The following is a 14,742-nucleotide window of genomic DNA, read 5'->3' as shown; positions in this document are numbered from 1 at the left end:
GCCTAGCGCTTCGTCAGGAAGTCTTGAAATATCGACATATTCCCGCGCCTTCCTTCCTAGCCCTGAGCCATTCTGACTCAAACCTCGAAGGCGCGGTTAACAGGTCTTGACCCTAACTGTTGTTTGACTGCCCGGAAACGGTCGATCCGCGCGGCTTCACCAGGATCACTACTTCGTCGTAAACCGCCAGCAAGTGGCTGTCATACCATTGGTCGAGCAGGCATTTCACTCGCCCGAAATAGGCCGGAACCTGATCGAGCACGTAATGATCGCGCAGCTGCGCGCCCCCTGCATCGCCGTAAGTTGGCGGCAATTCCAGATCGAGCGCCTGCCCCTTCATATAGGAAGCGATTTCATCAACATGCTGGCGCAGCGCCATGCGGCGGCCATCGCCGCTGCTGCCGCCACTGCGGGCATGGCCCAGCTCTTCCTTGGCCTTTTCCAGCAGGCCTGTGACATAGGCATAGATCCGGTCCATGTTCTCACGCTTGAGCGCGATCATGGTATCAACATATTCCTTTTGCACGCGGATCGCGGCAGTTTCGGGATGCTCTGAGCCGTGAAAGCCCTGGCTCCACTTGACGGGATTATCCTGGATCATGCGGTGGGGAATACCGTGTTTCTGGTTACTTTCGGGTTAAGCATGGCGCCAATCCTGTCGATCCGGTTTTGCTTGCGGGCAGACAGGCACACGCTAAGTTCACAGTCCTAACCGCAAAAGAGGTGCTTGCCATGGGTGGTTTCCTGCTGACGTTGCTGCTGTTCGGTTTCGTCTTTCTGGCGATGGGCGTGCGCGTGGTGCGCCAGGGCTATGTCTATACGATCGAACGGCTCGGCAAATTCTCGCTCGCAGCCAATCCGGGGCTGCACCTGATCATCCCGTTCGTTGACCGGGTTGGCCACAAGATCAACATGATGGAACAGGTGCTGGACATTCCGGGGCAGGAAATCATCACCAAGGACAACGCGATGGTCGGGGTCGATGCGATCGTGTTCTTCCAGGTGCTCGATGCCGGCAAGGCCGCCTATGAAGTGTCGAGCCTGTTTGTCGCGATCATGCAGTTGACGACCACCAACCTGCGCACGGTGATGGGCAGCATGGATCTGGACGAAACCTTGTCCAAGCGTGACGAGATCAACGCCAAGTTGCTGATGGTCGTCGATCACGCCACCGCGCCGTGGGGGATCAAGATTACGCGCGTCGAAATCAAGGACATCCGGCCCCCGGCTGATATTTCCAACGCCATGGCCCGGCAGATGAAGGCCGAACGCGAAAAGCGCGCCCAGATCCTCGAAGCCGAAGGACTGCGCGCCGCCGAAATCCTGCGGGCCGAGGGTGAGAAACAGGCCCAGATCCTGTCCTCCGAAGGGCGCAAGGAAGCCGCCTTCCGCGATGCCGAAGCGCGCGAACGCTCGGCCCAGGCCGAAGCCCAGGCGACCAAGGTGGTCAGTGAAGCCATCGCCGGATCGGGCAGCCAGGCACTCAATTACTTCGTTGCGCAGAAATATACCGAAGCGGTTGCCGCCTTTGCCACTTCGCCCAATGCCAAGACCATCCTGTTCCCGGTTGAAGCGACCCAGCTGATCGGCACGGTTGGCGGGATTGGCGAACTGGTGCGCGATGCGCTGGGCGGGGACAAGAAGTGATGGGCGGCCTGCTGGACATGGATCCGCACTGGCTGTGGCTGGCGCTGGGCCTGCTGCTGGCGGTCGGTGAAATGGCGATCCCCGGCGTGTTCCTGATCTGGCTGGCCGGTGCGGCGATGGTGACGGGGCTGGCCAGCTGGCTGCTGCCGATCGGGCTGGCCCTGCAAATCGTGCTGTTCGTGGCGCTGGCGCTGGGATCGGTGTTTGTCGGCCGCAACTGGCTGCGCGCCAACCCGATCGACGCCGCCGACCCGATGATGAACGATCGCGGCGCGCGGTCGGTGGGGGAAACGGTGCTGGTAACCCAGATGATCGAGGGCGGCAGCGGCCGGGTCAAGCTGGGTGACAGCGAATGGCTGGCGCGCGGCCCCGATGCCGAACCCGGCACCCGCATGCGGGTATCAGGCCACGACGGCGCGGTGCTGCTTGTCGAACACTTGCACTGACCCCATATCACGCCCCCCATATCATGGCTCTGCCAGGAGACCTTCAATGCCCGACAAGCTGAACCTGACCGATGCCGAATGGCGTGAACGGCTGAGCCCCGAACAGTACCAGATCCTGCGCCAGCACGGCACCGAACGCGCCTTTACCGGCAAGTATGAGAGCAACAAGGCGACCGGCGTCTATATGTGCGCAGGCTGCGGAGCGCCGCTGTTTTCCAGCGCGACCAAGTACGATTCCGGTTCCGGCTGGCCCAGCTATACCGCGCCGGTGGAAGACGAGATGGTGACCGAGATCACCGACACCAGCCACGGCATGGTCCGCACCGAAGTGCGCTGCGCGCGCTGCGAAGGACATCTGGGCCATGTATTCCCGGATGGGCCGGGTGAAACCGGTCTGCGCTATTGCATCAACAGCGCCAGCCTGGATTTCCAGCCCAAAGACTGATTGCGATCAGTATTCCGGCGTAACCCGCACCCGCGCCGGAGTGCGCGGGAAGGTGCGCGCGGCGGTGTTGATCCGCTCACCCTTCCTCCAGGCCGCCAGTATCGCATCGAGATTGGCCGCCATGTTGCGCCGGTCGGTCGCGGAGATGGCCTTGTAGCTGCCGACATGAGTGCGATAGTCATCGTACCAGGCCGAAAAAGCCACCCAGTTCTTGTCAAGCGCATCCAGCTGCTGACCCATCGCCTTGTACAGCACGATCATCCGGCGCCAGCGGTGCTCATCGAAATTGAACCGGGTGTTGAACGCCTGCCCGGCTTCCAGCCCATAACGCATCAGCCCGCGTGACCGGCGGGCCGGCATGGTCAGGTTGAGCCCGCCTTCCTTCGGATCAAGATAGATGTGCACCACCCGTTCGCGCTGCCCGGCCAGTTGCGAGGTGAGCTGATCCTGCCAGTCCTTGGCCGAAGCCAGCACCTGCCAGCCGAACGTGGTCAGATCCTCGATCTTCTTGATCCGCACCCCGGTGCCCTGCCCGGCCTGATCGGGCAGAGCGACCCGACGTTTGACTTCGGCCGGGTCCCAATCGAGATCATCGAGCGAAAAGGCGAAAGTCGGGCGGCTGGGCAACGGCTGATCGAACAGATGGACCGGAAAGTTGCTGGTCAGCCCGCCGTCAGAGAAATGCACCTTGCGCACCCGGCGATAGGCCTTGGCCCCCAGGCTTTTGAGCACGCCCGGCAGTTCATAGTCCTCCATGTGCAGTTCGACCGTGGTGAACAGCACCGGGAAACTCAGGCTCATCCGCACGGCGACGATCACCGGCAGATCGGCCTCAGCGGGAAACAGCAGCTTGCCGCTTGCCACTTTCCAGGCTTTGCAGGTCGCTTGCAGGTAGGTCATGACCGGCGCGGGAAACAGCCGGGCCCAGCGTGCGGGATCGAACCCGGCAGCGATGCCCAGCCGTGGCAGGGTGTGCGGGCGGCGCATCGAAAGGTTGGTCGTCACCATCCTGAGCTCGATCGACGGCAAAGTGCCATCGCCGGACAGATCGCCAAAAGTCAGCGGGCGGGCGTGGTCCGCCTGGCCAAAGGCGATGTATTGCATCGAATCGTGCAGCCAGTCGGTCAGCCCCGGATGGGCCGCGCCGGGCTGGGTCGGGCCGGGGCACAGTCCGAACCCCAGTTCCTCTGCATCATCCATGGCTTGCCGCAGCGGTGCGGCCAGGTTGGCGCGCAAATGCCGCACCAGCAGCCAGACGGCGGCCAGCAGCATGGCCAGCAGCACCGCCAGGATCATGGTCGCAGCGCCAGCGTGCAGCAGCCAGGCCGCACCCGCCGCTACCGCCCCGGCAAGCAGTGCGCCCGGACCGGCATGGCGCCAGAGAAAGCTTGCTATTGCGCTGCGTCCCTGCCCCAGCCCGGCCACTTCGCGCACGGCCGCAACTGCGGGGGCCAGCGCAGCATTGGGCTGAAACAAATCGGGCAGCAGTTCCGGCAACTGATCGCAGCGTTCCTGCAGCCGGACATAGCCGCCCGGATCGCCGCCCCGGCGCGCATACTCGGCCGCCGCCGCAAAGGCTGCGGCAATCGCCCCGGCAGAAGTTCCACCCAGCGAGCGCAGCCGGTGCCGGGTGGCGATTTCTAGCACGGCATAAGGATAGACCACGCCCGATGTGATCCCGCCCTTCATGATCATGTCGCAATCGACCAGGTCGGGCTTGGCAAAGTCCGCGGCGGTGTATCGGGGAAGCTTTGCTTGTTCGGACATCGCCATGGCTCCTGCGGGAAAACGTCAGGGTCCCACTAATAACGCAGCCGATCAACCAGGGCGGTGACACAGCGCACAGGCCACAAAAATTTGCCCCATTAACCCCGGGTTACATTTGCCCTATGCATTGGCGCGCAAGGTGCGGGCCGCATTGGCTTAACCGCCGCACCAACGGGATGAACGAGCCACATGGCACGCAATGACATCCGGCGCGGGGCGCCTGCTTCGCGCCAGCCGGACCAGCCTGAACCTTCGCGCCTGGGCCGCGCTTTCCGCCGTCTGCTGGTCTGGGGCACGGGCCTGGCCCTGCTGGGGGCGCTGATCGTCGCGGTCGCGGTCGGCCTCGCCGCGCAGTCGCTGCCCGGTTATGACCAGCTCAAGTCCAGCCAGGCCGGCCAGATGATCGTGGTCCGCGCCCGCGACGGGACGGAACTGGTCTCATTGGGGCCCAGCTATGGCAAGTGGCTGGCCTATGAGCAGATCCCGCAGGTGATGAAGGACGCGATGCTGTCCACCGAGGATCGCCGGTTCAACAGCCATATCGGGATCGATCCGATCGGGATCCTGCGCAGCTTCTATGTCCGCGCGCGTGAAGGGCGCTGGAAACAGGGTGGCTCCACCGTGACCCAGCAGCTTGCCCGGACCGTGTTCCTCAACAATGACCGCACCTGGAGCCGCAAGCTGCGCGAAATCGTGCTGGCCATGGCGCTGGAATGGAAATTCTCCAAGGACCAGATCCTCGAACTCTATCTCAACAAGGTCTATTTCGGCGGCGGCGCTTACGGCGTGGACAGCGCGGCGCGCAAATTCTTTGGCCATCCCGGAACCCAGCTGTCGCTGCCCGAAGCCGCGATCATCGCCGGGCTGGTCAAGGCCCCGTCGCACTATTCCCCCACCGCCGATGCCGAAGCGGCGGTTGACCGCGCCAAAGTGGTGCTGGGCCTGATGCAGGAAAACCGCGTGATCGGCCCCGATCAGGCCGCCGCCGTCGATTTCAAGGCGATCAAGTTTGCCTCCGAAGGCGGGCAGAATTCGGTCCGCTATTTCACCGATTGGGCGCTGCCCCAGCTCGACATCCTGCTGGGTGAGAATACCGAACCGATCGAGGTCTGGACCACTCTGGACATCGGCATGCAGCGCGCTGCGACCGATGCCATCCAGAAAAACGCCCCGGCCGGGGCACAGGGAGCGCTGGTTTCGCTGGACCGCGACGGCGCGGTTCTGGCGCTGGTGGGCGGGACCGACTATGTCACGTCGAACTATAACCGCGCGGTCAACGCGGTGCGGCAGCCAGGTTCGGCCTGGAAACTGTTCGTCTATCTCGCCGCGCTGGAAGCGGGCTATACCCCTTCATCCGAAGTGGTCGATGCCCCTGTAACAATCGATGGGTGGAGTCCGCGCAATTCGGGCGGAACCTATGCCGGCAAGATCGATGTCCGCACCGCCTTTGCCTATTCCAAGAACACCGTGGCCGCCCAGCTGGGCAACGAAGTCGGCTTCAGCTCGGTCGCGGGGATGGCCCGGCGGTTCGGGATTTCAACCCCGATTTCGACTGTTCCGTCGATGGTGCTGGGCTCGAACGAGGTCCGCCTGATCGACATGACCCGCGCCTTTGCCTCGGTTTCGGCCAAGGGGCAGGCGATCGAACCTTATGGCATCACCAAGATTGCCACCACCGATGGCCGCGTACTGTATCAGCGCACCAGCAAGGGCGGGCAGATGCTGGTTCCGGCCTATGTCGCGGCGGGAATCACCGATCTGCTGCAAAGCGCGGTTGCGATCGGCACCGGGCGCGCGGCGCAGATCGGGCGGCCCGTCGCGGGCAAGACCGGCACCACCACATCCAACAAGGATGGCTGGTTCATGGGTTTTTCCAGCGGGATCACCACCGGCGTGTGGATGGGCCGCGATGATGACAAGCCGGTCCCCGGGCTGCAAGGCGGCACGGCCCCGGCCCGCGCCTTTGCCAGCTATATGCGCGTGGCAGTGGCCGGACGCCCGGTGGAACAGTTCGATACCGCCGCAACCCCGCCAGCCTGGCAACTGGAACCCGATGATGAAACCGCGATGTCCGGCAATCCGGACGATTACAGCTATGTCGATGAACAGGGCAACCTGATCGAACCGCAAGGCAGCGGAGCGTCCGGGCGCGGTCAGCCTGTTGGCGATGGCAATGGCGGCCCGGAACTGGTCCCGGGTGACGTGCCTCTGCCCGCAGCGAACCAGGATTTCCTGGATGAAGCCACCGGCCGCAAGCCGCGATCCGAACCCGGCACACCCAAGCCGGGGCGCATTCCGGTTCCGGCAGGGCAGTAACAAAAGAGCCCCGTTCCAGCCGGAACGGGGCTCGCTTGTTTCAGCTGGCTGGCAGGATCAGCGGATCCGCACTGGCAGATAGGTGGCCGGCTGGCCGCGGCGCTGGACCTGCAACAGCACGGCGTTGCGGCCATCGGCCTTGGCCTGACGGATCACCGCTTCCAGTTCGGCCACGGTGGTCACCGGGCGGTAATTGGCGCTGAGCACCAGATCGCCGCGCTGCAGCCCCTTGGACCCGGCATCGGACGATCCATCGACGACCGAGATCACCAGCCCGCGCGCCGTATCGGGCATGCCGATCTGGCGGGCAATCTGCGGATTGAGCGGCAGGACCGACAGGCCCAGCGCCTTTTCCGCCAGCCCTTCGCCCTGCCGCTGCGGGTTGCGGTTATAGGGATCTTCGCTGGGCGTATTCGGATTAAAGGTCTGCTGGGCCAGCTCATCCTCGGTCGGGCGCTTGCCGACCGTGGCAGTCAGGCTCATCGGTTTGCCGTTGCGGATCAGATCGATCGGGATGCGCTTGCCCGGCGCGGTGTTGGCGACGATGTAGGACAGGGTCTGTTCGGGCGAAACGTCCTTGCCATCAACCTTGACCACGATGTCACCCGGCTGGATCCCGGCATTGGCCGCAGGCTGCCCCGGCTGCACAGTCTGCACCAGTTCGCCGCGGTTGTGCGCCAGGCCCAGCGAATCCGCGACATCTTCGGTCACCGGCTGGATCTGTACGCCCAGATAGCCGCGATCGATTGTCTGGCCGCGGATCAGCTTGTCGACAATCGGTGCAGCGGTTTCTGCGGGGATCGCAAAGCCGATCCCGACCGAGCCGCCAGTGGGCGAAAAGATCGCATTGTTGATGCCGATCACCTGCCCCTTCATGTCGAACATCGGCCCGCCCGAGTTGCCCCGGTTGATCGAAGCGTCGGTCTGAAGATAGCGGTCATAGGCGCTGCCCGAACCGGTGCTGCGCGCAATCGCCGAAAGTATCCCCGAAGTGACCGTCCCGCCCAGCCCAAACGGGTTGCCGATCGCGATCACCCAGTCACCCACGCGGGCGCTGCGGCTGTCGCCAAATTTGACGAACGGCATCGGCTTGCCCGCATTGATCTTGAGCACGGCGAGGTCCGAAGGCGCGTCCTTGCCGATCAGCTTGGCCGGATATTCGGTGCCATCGGGCATGGTCACGGTGATCGATTCGACCTGGCCCTGGCCATCGGCGGTGATCACGTGGTTGTTGGTGACGACATAGCCATCGGCAGAAACGACAAAGCCCGAGCCGAGCGACTGCGCTTCCCGCGTAGTCGCGCCGCCACCCTGGCCGCCGCCGAACAGATCTTCGAACGGAGTCCCGGCAAAGGGATTGCCGTTCGCGACCTTAACCTTTTGCCGGGTCGAAATGTTGACTACGGCAGGCTGCAATTGCTGGGTCAGGTCGGCAAAGCTGGCCGGGGCCCCGGCCCGCGGGACCACGTTCTGCATCTGCGCGGCATCGTTCTGCGCCACCTGCGCACCCGCAGGCAGACCCGTGACCAGCGAGGCCGCAGCCCCGCCCAGCAGCAATGCGGTGGTTACTCCATAGGCGTATCGCACGTGTCCTGTATCCTCTTGCTAGTTCGTTCCTGCGCCAGCCCCGTCTGCGGGTAACACCGCCACGCGCCTGAACGGAATTTGAATGAAACGCCCCTGGCTGCCTAGTTTCCTTTGAACTGCTTCAGGTATTCGTTGTCGGGCGAGAGCACGATGGTTGAACCGTCCTTGTTCTCGGCCTTGGCAAACACGGCTTCATAGCTCTTCATAGCGCGGTAGAAGTCGTAAAACTCGGGATCCTGGCCATAGCTTTGAGCATAGGTTTGCGCGGCGCGGACCTTGGCGTCCTGGATGATCGCCTGGGTTTCCGCCGATCCGCGCGCCTGTTCCAGCGAGGCGCGCTGTTCGCGGTCCAGCTGCATCCGCGCCAGCGCGGTCTGCATCCCCGGTTCGGGCAGAATGGCCGCGGTGATCCGCAGGTCCACCACTTGCGCGCCATAGGCCCGCGCCTTGGCATCAAGCGCGCTGCGCACCCGGGCAAGCGTGCCGCCAGCACCGGGGGCGAGCAGCACATTGGCGCTTTGCCCGCCCAGTTCCTCTCGCAGCAGGGCCGGCAGGATCGCTTTCAACTGATCGACCAGCTTGGCCTGATCGCCTACCGTGTTGACCAGCCGGACCGGAGCGTAGACCCGATAAGTGGTATCGATATCCAGCTTCAACACTTGTTCGTCGGCGCTGCGAACTTGCTGCCCCTCGCTGGTAAAGCGCTGGAAATTGCGGTCGATCCACACGATCCGTTCGGCAAAGGGAATGCGCCATTCCAGCCCTGCGCCGCTGCGCTCATCTGGCCGGTAGAGGTTGATAACGCGGTCTGGCTTGCCCAGCCGCATCACCACGGCCTGGCTGGTTTCGGGCACGACCACCACACTCGCCAGCCCGATTGCAGCCACCAGCGCGGCGAAGAAGGCGGGACGGCGCCAGGCCTGAAGGTTCGCGGACAGGGTCATGGCTTCTTCGCCGGTTCGCTGGCCGCCGCAGCGCGCGCGGGCGGTGCGGGCAGGGTGACGTTGACTCCGGCCCCGACCACCACTTTCTGGTTGTTGCCCAGCACCTTTTCCATCGTATCGTAATACATCCGCCGCCGGGTGACGCCGGGGGCGGCTTTGTATTCGGCATAGGCCTTGTCGAACTCGGCAGTTTCAACTTCGGCTTTCGTCAGGGTCTGTTCGGCGAACTTGCGTGCGGTATTCTGGTCCTTGCGTGCCTCTTCCCGCACGTCGCTGACCCGGCGGAAGGCATCGGCCAGCCGCGCGGGCGGATCGGCGCGGACCACTTCGACCCCTTCCACGGCAACCCCCAGCCCATAGGCATCGAGCACAGCCTGAAGCCGCTGGCGGACGCGGTCCTGCAGGTTGCCCTGCCCGGTCCCGTCCCACACGGCGTCAAACTGCATTTCGGCCACCGCCGCGCGCATCTGCGCTTCACCCAGCCGTCGCAGCACGGTTTCGGGATCCTGCGCAGCAAAAGTGAAGGCCCTTAGATCGCGGACTTTCCAGCGCAGCTGCCAGGCCAGGTTGACCATGAACTGATCGCGGGTCAGCAGCATCGTCTCCCCGCCCTTGGCCGGGAAGCTCATCTGCGCGATTTCGGCGGTTTTGCGCACGGTCACCTGTTGCAGCGGCCAGGGAAGGGTCAGCGAAAAGCCGGGGCCGACCGTCCCCTCATAGCGACCGAGCGTGGTGACGAGGCCCTGTTCACCTTCACTCAGCACGTGGACCGAGCTTGCCGCAAGGCCGCCAAACAGCAGTGCCGCGGCCAGCGGCAGTGCCATCCGGCCCAGGTCTGGCCGGTTCGGGCCACTGCCGCCGGGCCGCCGCCCGCCGCGCGAACGGAAGATATCATCGATACTGGCCGAACGCCGTGCGGGGGGCTGTTCTTCGCCGCCCTTCCACGGGTTGCGCGGACCATCGTCCTTGCCCTGCGCGTCGCCCTGCTCTGCGCCATCACCGGGCGCGGGATCGGGTGCAGAGGTGCTGTCGCTCGCCCCGCTGCCCCACGGGTTCTTGCCCGCGTCCATCGCCAGTCTGCTGCCCCGCCCGGGGCCGCGAAATCCTCTCATGCAAGGCACTATAGGTACGCCTGACGCACAAAAACAGTGCCCGCCTGCGCTTTTTCCCTGCTAGGGGCCGGGCACGACCTGATTGGAGCCTGATCCGTGACCGACGACGCCCTGACTGCCCTGTTGCCTCCCCTGGCCCGCCAGCGCCTGCAATCGCTGCGGCTGAAGGATGGCGTAGCGGTGCTGGTGCTCGACGTGGGCGGGCTTGATGCCGTGGAACGCGAACGGCTGGAAGCCGCGACGAAGGAAGCCCTGGCCGGAGCACCCGGTGTGTCCGAAGTGCGTGTGGCGATGATGGCCGACAAGCCGCGCCGCCGGATCATCGCGGTGGGATCGGGCAAGGGCGGGGTCGGCAAGTCCACCTTGTCCACCAATCTGGCGGTCGCGCTGGCGCGGATGGGGCGCAAGGTCGGGCTGGTCGATGCCGATATCTATGGCCCGTCGCAGCCGCGCCTGCTGGGCAGTGAAGGGATCAAGCCGCAAGCCCGCGACAACAAGCTGGTGCCGGTGCCCAATCAGTGGGGCGTACCGATGCTGTCGATGGGCCAGCTGATCGAACCGGGCAAGGCAATCGCCTGGCGCGGGCCGATGGCGGGCAATGCGCTGGGCCAGCTGATCGACGCCGATTGGGGTGCGATCGATACGCTGGTGGTGGACCTGCCGCCCGGCACCGGCGATGTCCAGCTGACCATGCTGCAACGCCACAAGCCCGCCGGAGCGGTGATCGTGTCCACCCCGCAGGACCTGGCCCTGATTGACGCTACCCGCGCGATCCAGCTGTTCGAAGTGGGCGAAGTGCCGATCATCGGGATCATCGAGAACATGGCCGGTTACATGTGCCCGCACTGCGGCGAGGTCAGCGATCCGTTTGGTCAGGGCGGGGCAGAGGCCTATGCGCACAAGCTGGGCCACGCGTTTCTGGGCCGGATCCCGCTGGATCTGGCGATCCGCCAGCAAAGCGATGCCGGCACACCGCCCGCCGCCGGGGAAGGCCCGCAGGCCGATGCCTTTGCCGCGCTGGCACGCCGCGTTGCGACCTGGCTCGACAACCAGTAGGCTGGTTCCACGATGCATCTATCGCGGCGCGGATTTGTACTGGGCACCGGGGCGGCCGGGGGACTGCTGGTCGCCTGGGCGCTGACCCCGCGCCGCTTTCCCCCGCCATTGACCGCAGGGCCGGACGAAGTGCTGTTCGACGCCTGGCTCAAGATCGGCAAGGACGGCGTGGTCAGCGTGGCCGTGCCCGAAGTGGAAATGGGCCAGGGCATTTCCACCCTGATCCCGCAGATCGTCGCTTATGAATTGGGCGCGGACTGGCGGCAGATCGCGGTGGAACCGGCGCCGGTCAGCGGGGCCTATGCCAATGCCCCGCTCGCCGCGCACTGGGCGCAGCTGTGGATGCCGCTGCTGCCGGGTCTGGCGGACGAACCGGACGACCTGCTCGCCCGCCGCTTTGCCGAGCGTGAGGCTTTTACCACCGCTGCCGACGGCACCTCGCTGATCGCGCATGAGGAACCGGCGCGAATCGCCGCCGCCAGCGCCCGGGCCATGCTGGCTCAGGCCGCCGCCGCGCGCTGGAACGTGGCCTGGGAAGAATGCGATGCCGCCGGGGGCTTTGTCCTGCATGACAAGCAGCGGCTGTCATTTGCCGAACTGGTCGAGGAAGCGGCGGGCTATACTCCGCCCCGCCCCGCCGCCGTGCGGGTTCAGGCGATGGCCGAGCGCCCGGCAGAGTTCCCGGCCGGCGCGCCGCTGCGCTTTCCGCGGCTTGACCTGCCGGCCAAAGTCGATGGGACCTATGCTTTCGCGGGCGATGTCCGCCTGCCCGACATGCTCCACGCCGCGATCCGCCACGGCCCGATCGGCCAGACCCGGCTGGGCGGCTATGACACGCATCAGACCAAGGCGGTGCAAGGGCTGGTCAAGCTGGTCAATGGCGACAACTGGCTGGCGGCCGTGGCGAGCGACTGGTGGTCGGCCGAACGCGCGCTCAGCCTGATTGCTCCGCGTTTTGCATCGGATGATCAGGCCACCAGTGCCCGGATTGATCAGGCGCTGGGCGAAGCCTTGCTGACCGGCACCGCCCACCGCATCGCCGCAGCCGGTGATCCGGAAAAGTGGCTGTCCGAACGGTTCGAACATGTTGCCCACTATACCGTGGCCCCGGCAGTCCATGCCGTGCTGGAAACCGCCACGGCGACCGCGCGGTTCAAGGATGGTCGGCTGGAATTGTGGGCCGCCAGCCAAAGCCCGCAGGCCGCACGGCGCAAGGCCGCCATGGCGCTGGGGATCGATCTTGAGCAGGTGGTGCTCTATCCGATGCCAGCCGGGGGCAGCTTTGACCGGCGGCTGGAAAGCGACCACCTGGCCGAAGCCGCGCTGATCGCGCGCGAGGTGGAACGCCCGGTGCAACTGACCTGGTCACGCTGGCAGGAACAGGTAGCAGGCCTGCCGCGCACCCCGGCAAAGGCGGTGCTGGCGGCGCGCACGGCGCGCGATGGTTCGCTCACCGCGCTCAAGATCCGCGTCGCCATGCCCGCTACGGCGCAGGAATTCGGGGAACGCCAGTTCGCCAACCGCACCCCGCAGCAGGCGCTGGCCGCGCAGGATCAAGGCGATCCGCTGGCCATGCAGGGCATGGTGCCGGGCTATGCAATAGCCAACCTGGTCGTGGAACATGTCCCCGCCGCGATCGGCCTGCCGACCGGGCGAATGCGCGGAAACAGCCATGGCCTGGCCTGTTTCCTGATCGAAACCTTTATCGATGAACTGGCGGGCAAATCCGGGCGCGAGCCGCTGAGCTACCGGATGGCCATGCTGGGGCATGACATCAAGCTGGCCGCTTGCCTGCAGCGCGCCGCCGCGCTGGCCGAATGGAACGGCGGCGCAAGCGGCAGCGGACAGGGGCTGGCCTGCTTCACGATGACCACGGCGGGGCGCGAAGGGCGGATCGCCGTGATCGCCCAGGCCCGCCGCGATGAACGCGGGGTGCGGGTGGATAAGCTGACTGCGGTGGTCGACATCGGCCGGATCATCAACATCGACATCGCCCGCCAGCAGATCGAGGGCGGCCTGCTGTTCGGCATGGGCGTGGCCAGCGGCGCGACCACGGCCTATGGCGATGGCCTGCCGCTGACCGGGCGGCTGGGGCTGATGGCCCTGCCCGTGCTGGCCGATTGCCCCGAGATCGAGGTGGAATTCATCGACAGCACGCAGCCGCCATTTGATCCGGGTGAACTGGGCGCCATTGCCGCCCCGCCCGCGATCGCCAATGCGCTCTATTCCGCCGGTGGAATCCGGCTCCACGCCTTGCCGCTGACCAGCGAGAACCAATGACCCTGCCTGCCGATCATCCGCCAATCCAGCCCCCCCGTATTGGCGTGCTGCTGGTCAACCTGGGCACACCCGATGCGCCAACCCCGCAAGCGGTGCGGCGTTATCTCAAGCAGTTCCTGTGGGATCGCCGCGTGGTGGAAATCCCGCGCGCCGTGTGGTGGCCGATCCTCAATCTGATCATCCTCAACACCCGCCCCCGCAAATCGGCCCATGCCTATACCCAGGTCTGGGGACCGGACGGATCACCGCTCGCCGCGATTACCAAGGCGCAGGCGGCGGCCCTGCAGGCGCGGATGGGCGACGGGGTCATGGTCCGCTGGGCAATGCGTTATGGCAATCCGGCGCTGGGGGCGGAATTGCAGGCGCTGAAGGATGCCGGATGCGAACGGATCCTGATCGCCCCGCTCTATCCGCAATATTCCGGCGCGACGACCGCTTCGGCGATGGATGCCCTTGCCGCGCAGCTGGGCACGATGCGCTGGCAACCGGCGCTGCGGACGCTGCCGCCCTATTACGACGATCCGGCCCATATCGAGGCACTGCGGGCCGACACCGCACGCCAGCTGGCGGCGCTCGATTTCGTGCCCGAAGTGCTGCTGCTGTCCTTCCACGGCATGCCCGAACGCACCTTGCACCTTGGCGATCCCTATCACTGCCAGTGCCGCAAGACCGCGCGGCGGCTGGCCGAGGCGCTGGCGGGCGAGTTCCCTGAGCTGCGGATCGAGGTCAGCTTTCAATCCCGCTTTGGCCGGGCCAAATGGCTGGAACCCGCGACCGACGCCGTGCTTGCCGCCGAAGCGCGTGCAGGCACCCGCCGCCTTGCCATCGCCGCGCCGGGCTTTTCCGCCGATTGCCTCGAAACCCGCGAGGAACTGGCGATCCGGGGGCGTGAGCAATTCACCGAAGCCGGAGGCACGCACTATGCCGCGCTCGATTGCCTCAACACATCCGATGCCGGGATGGCCATGCTGGAGGCACTGGTGCGGCGCGAGCTGGCGGGCTGGATGGGGTGATGCCGGGGCGGCCTGACTAACAGCAAGGCGCGAATCAATCCTCCCCCAACGGGGGAGGGGGACCATCCGCAGTATGGTGGAAGGGGGCGAACAAGATTGCGCGCGGTAGCGCGCAGCCGCTATCGCGGC

12 protein-coding genes are annotated in these 14,742 nt (G+C 65.5%); 7 read left to right on the top strand and 5 right to left on the bottom strand.

The window, feature by feature from the left end; translation table 11 throughout:
• Positions 1-112 precede the first annotated feature (112 nt).
• The gene (locus MNBBLIKP_RS15100) at positions 113-601 is read right to left on the bottom strand and encodes a hypothetical protein (protein WP_088311095.1); all 489 of its coding nucleotides are present in this window, start codon (positions 599-601) and stop codon (positions 113-115) included.
• Between the two features lie 131 nt (positions 602-732).
• On the opposite strand from MNBBLIKP_RS15100, the gene MNBBLIKP_RS15095 reads away from it, so the two are divergent.
• The 3 genes from MNBBLIKP_RS15095 to msrB are packed head-to-tail and all read left to right on the top strand — an operon-like array spanning position 733 to position 2,538.
• Entirely contained in the window at positions 733-1,647 is a 915-nt protein-coding gene (locus MNBBLIKP_RS15095) for an SPFH domain-containing protein (RefSeq protein ID WP_088311094.1), read from the top strand.
• Positions 1,647-2,093 (top strand): NfeD family protein, encoded by a 447-nt coding sequence (locus MNBBLIKP_RS15090; RefSeq protein WP_088311093.1) that lies wholly within the window; start codon positions 1,647-1,649, stop codon positions 2,091-2,093. The genes MNBBLIKP_RS15095 and MNBBLIKP_RS15090 overlap by 1 nt, the downstream gene beginning before the upstream one ends.
• A gap of 46 nt (positions 2,094-2,139) precedes the next feature.
• A complete protein-coding gene (gene msrB / locus MNBBLIKP_RS15085; RefSeq protein WP_088311092.1) occupies positions 2,140-2,538 on the top strand; it encodes a peptide-methionine (R)-S-oxide reductase MsrB in 399 nt (132 codons plus the stop codon).
• A 6-nt stretch (positions 2,539-2,544) separates the two neighbouring features.
• Here the strand turns inward: msrB and MNBBLIKP_RS15080 are convergent, their stop codons facing one another.
• The gene (locus tag MNBBLIKP_RS15080; RefSeq protein WP_176399797.1) at positions 2,545-4,305 is read right to left on the bottom strand and encodes a patatin-like phospholipase family protein; all 1,761 of its coding nucleotides are present in this window, start codon (positions 4,303-4,305) and stop codon (positions 2,545-2,547) included.
• 189 nt (positions 4,306-4,494) lie between these two features.
• Between MNBBLIKP_RS15080 and MNBBLIKP_RS15075 the strand changes: the two genes are divergently transcribed.
• Entirely contained in the window at positions 4,495-6,621 is a 2,127-nt protein-coding gene (locus tag MNBBLIKP_RS15075) for a transglycosylase domain-containing protein (protein WP_088311090.1), read from the top strand.
• A 57-nt stretch (positions 6,622-6,678) separates the two neighbouring features.
• On the opposite strand, the gene MNBBLIKP_RS15070 is transcribed toward MNBBLIKP_RS15075, so the two are convergent.
• The 3 genes from MNBBLIKP_RS15070 to hflK form a co-directional block, all read right to left on the bottom strand.
• Positions 6,679-8,208, bottom strand: a complete 1,530-nt coding sequence (locus MNBBLIKP_RS15070) for a Do family serine endopeptidase (protein WP_176399796.1) — start codon at positions 8,206-8,208, stop codon at positions 6,679-6,681.
• A 101-nt stretch (positions 8,209-8,309) separates the two neighbouring features.
• The gene (locus tag MNBBLIKP_RS15065) at positions 8,310-9,152 is read right to left on the bottom strand and encodes an SPFH domain-containing protein (RefSeq protein ID WP_088311089.1); all 843 of its coding nucleotides are present in this window, start codon (positions 9,150-9,152) and stop codon (positions 8,310-8,312) included.
• A complete protein-coding gene (gene hflK / locus MNBBLIKP_RS15060; RefSeq protein ID WP_088311088.1) occupies positions 9,149-10,264 on the bottom strand; it encodes a protease modulator HflK in 1,116 nt (371 codons plus the stop codon). The genes MNBBLIKP_RS15065 and hflK overlap by 4 nt, the downstream gene beginning before the upstream one ends.
• A gap of 291 nt (positions 10,265-10,555) precedes the next feature.
• Between hflK and MNBBLIKP_RS15055 the strand changes: the two genes are divergently transcribed.
• The 3 genes from MNBBLIKP_RS15055 to hemH are packed head-to-tail and all read left to right on the top strand — an operon-like array spanning position 10,556 to position 14,613.
• Positions 10,556-11,320 (top strand): Mrp/NBP35 family ATP-binding protein, encoded by a 765-nt coding sequence (locus MNBBLIKP_RS15055; RefSeq protein WP_441339286.1) that lies wholly within the window; start codon positions 10,556-10,558, stop codon positions 11,318-11,320.
• A gap of 12 nt (positions 11,321-11,332) precedes the next feature.
• Positions 11,333-13,600, top strand: a complete 2,268-nt coding sequence (locus tag MNBBLIKP_RS15050) for a xanthine dehydrogenase family protein molybdopterin-binding subunit (RefSeq protein ID WP_088311086.1) — start codon at positions 11,333-11,335, stop codon at positions 13,598-13,600.
• Positions 13,597-14,613, top strand: coding sequence for a ferrochelatase (gene hemH, locus MNBBLIKP_RS15045; protein WP_088311085.1), 1,017 nt, complete (start codon positions 13,597-13,599; stop codon positions 14,611-14,613). The genes MNBBLIKP_RS15050 and hemH overlap by 4 nt, the downstream gene beginning before the upstream one ends.
• Positions 14,614-14,742: the final 129 nt, after the last annotated feature.

The organism is Novosphingobium sp. B 225 (assembly GCF_002198665.1).
In the GTDB taxonomy this organism is placed as follows: Bacteria; Pseudomonadota; Alphaproteobacteria; order Sphingomonadales; family Sphingomonadaceae; genus Novosphingobium.
Note: the sequence above shows the minus strand (reverse complement) of the source record. Positions and strands in the feature narration are given on the sequence as shown.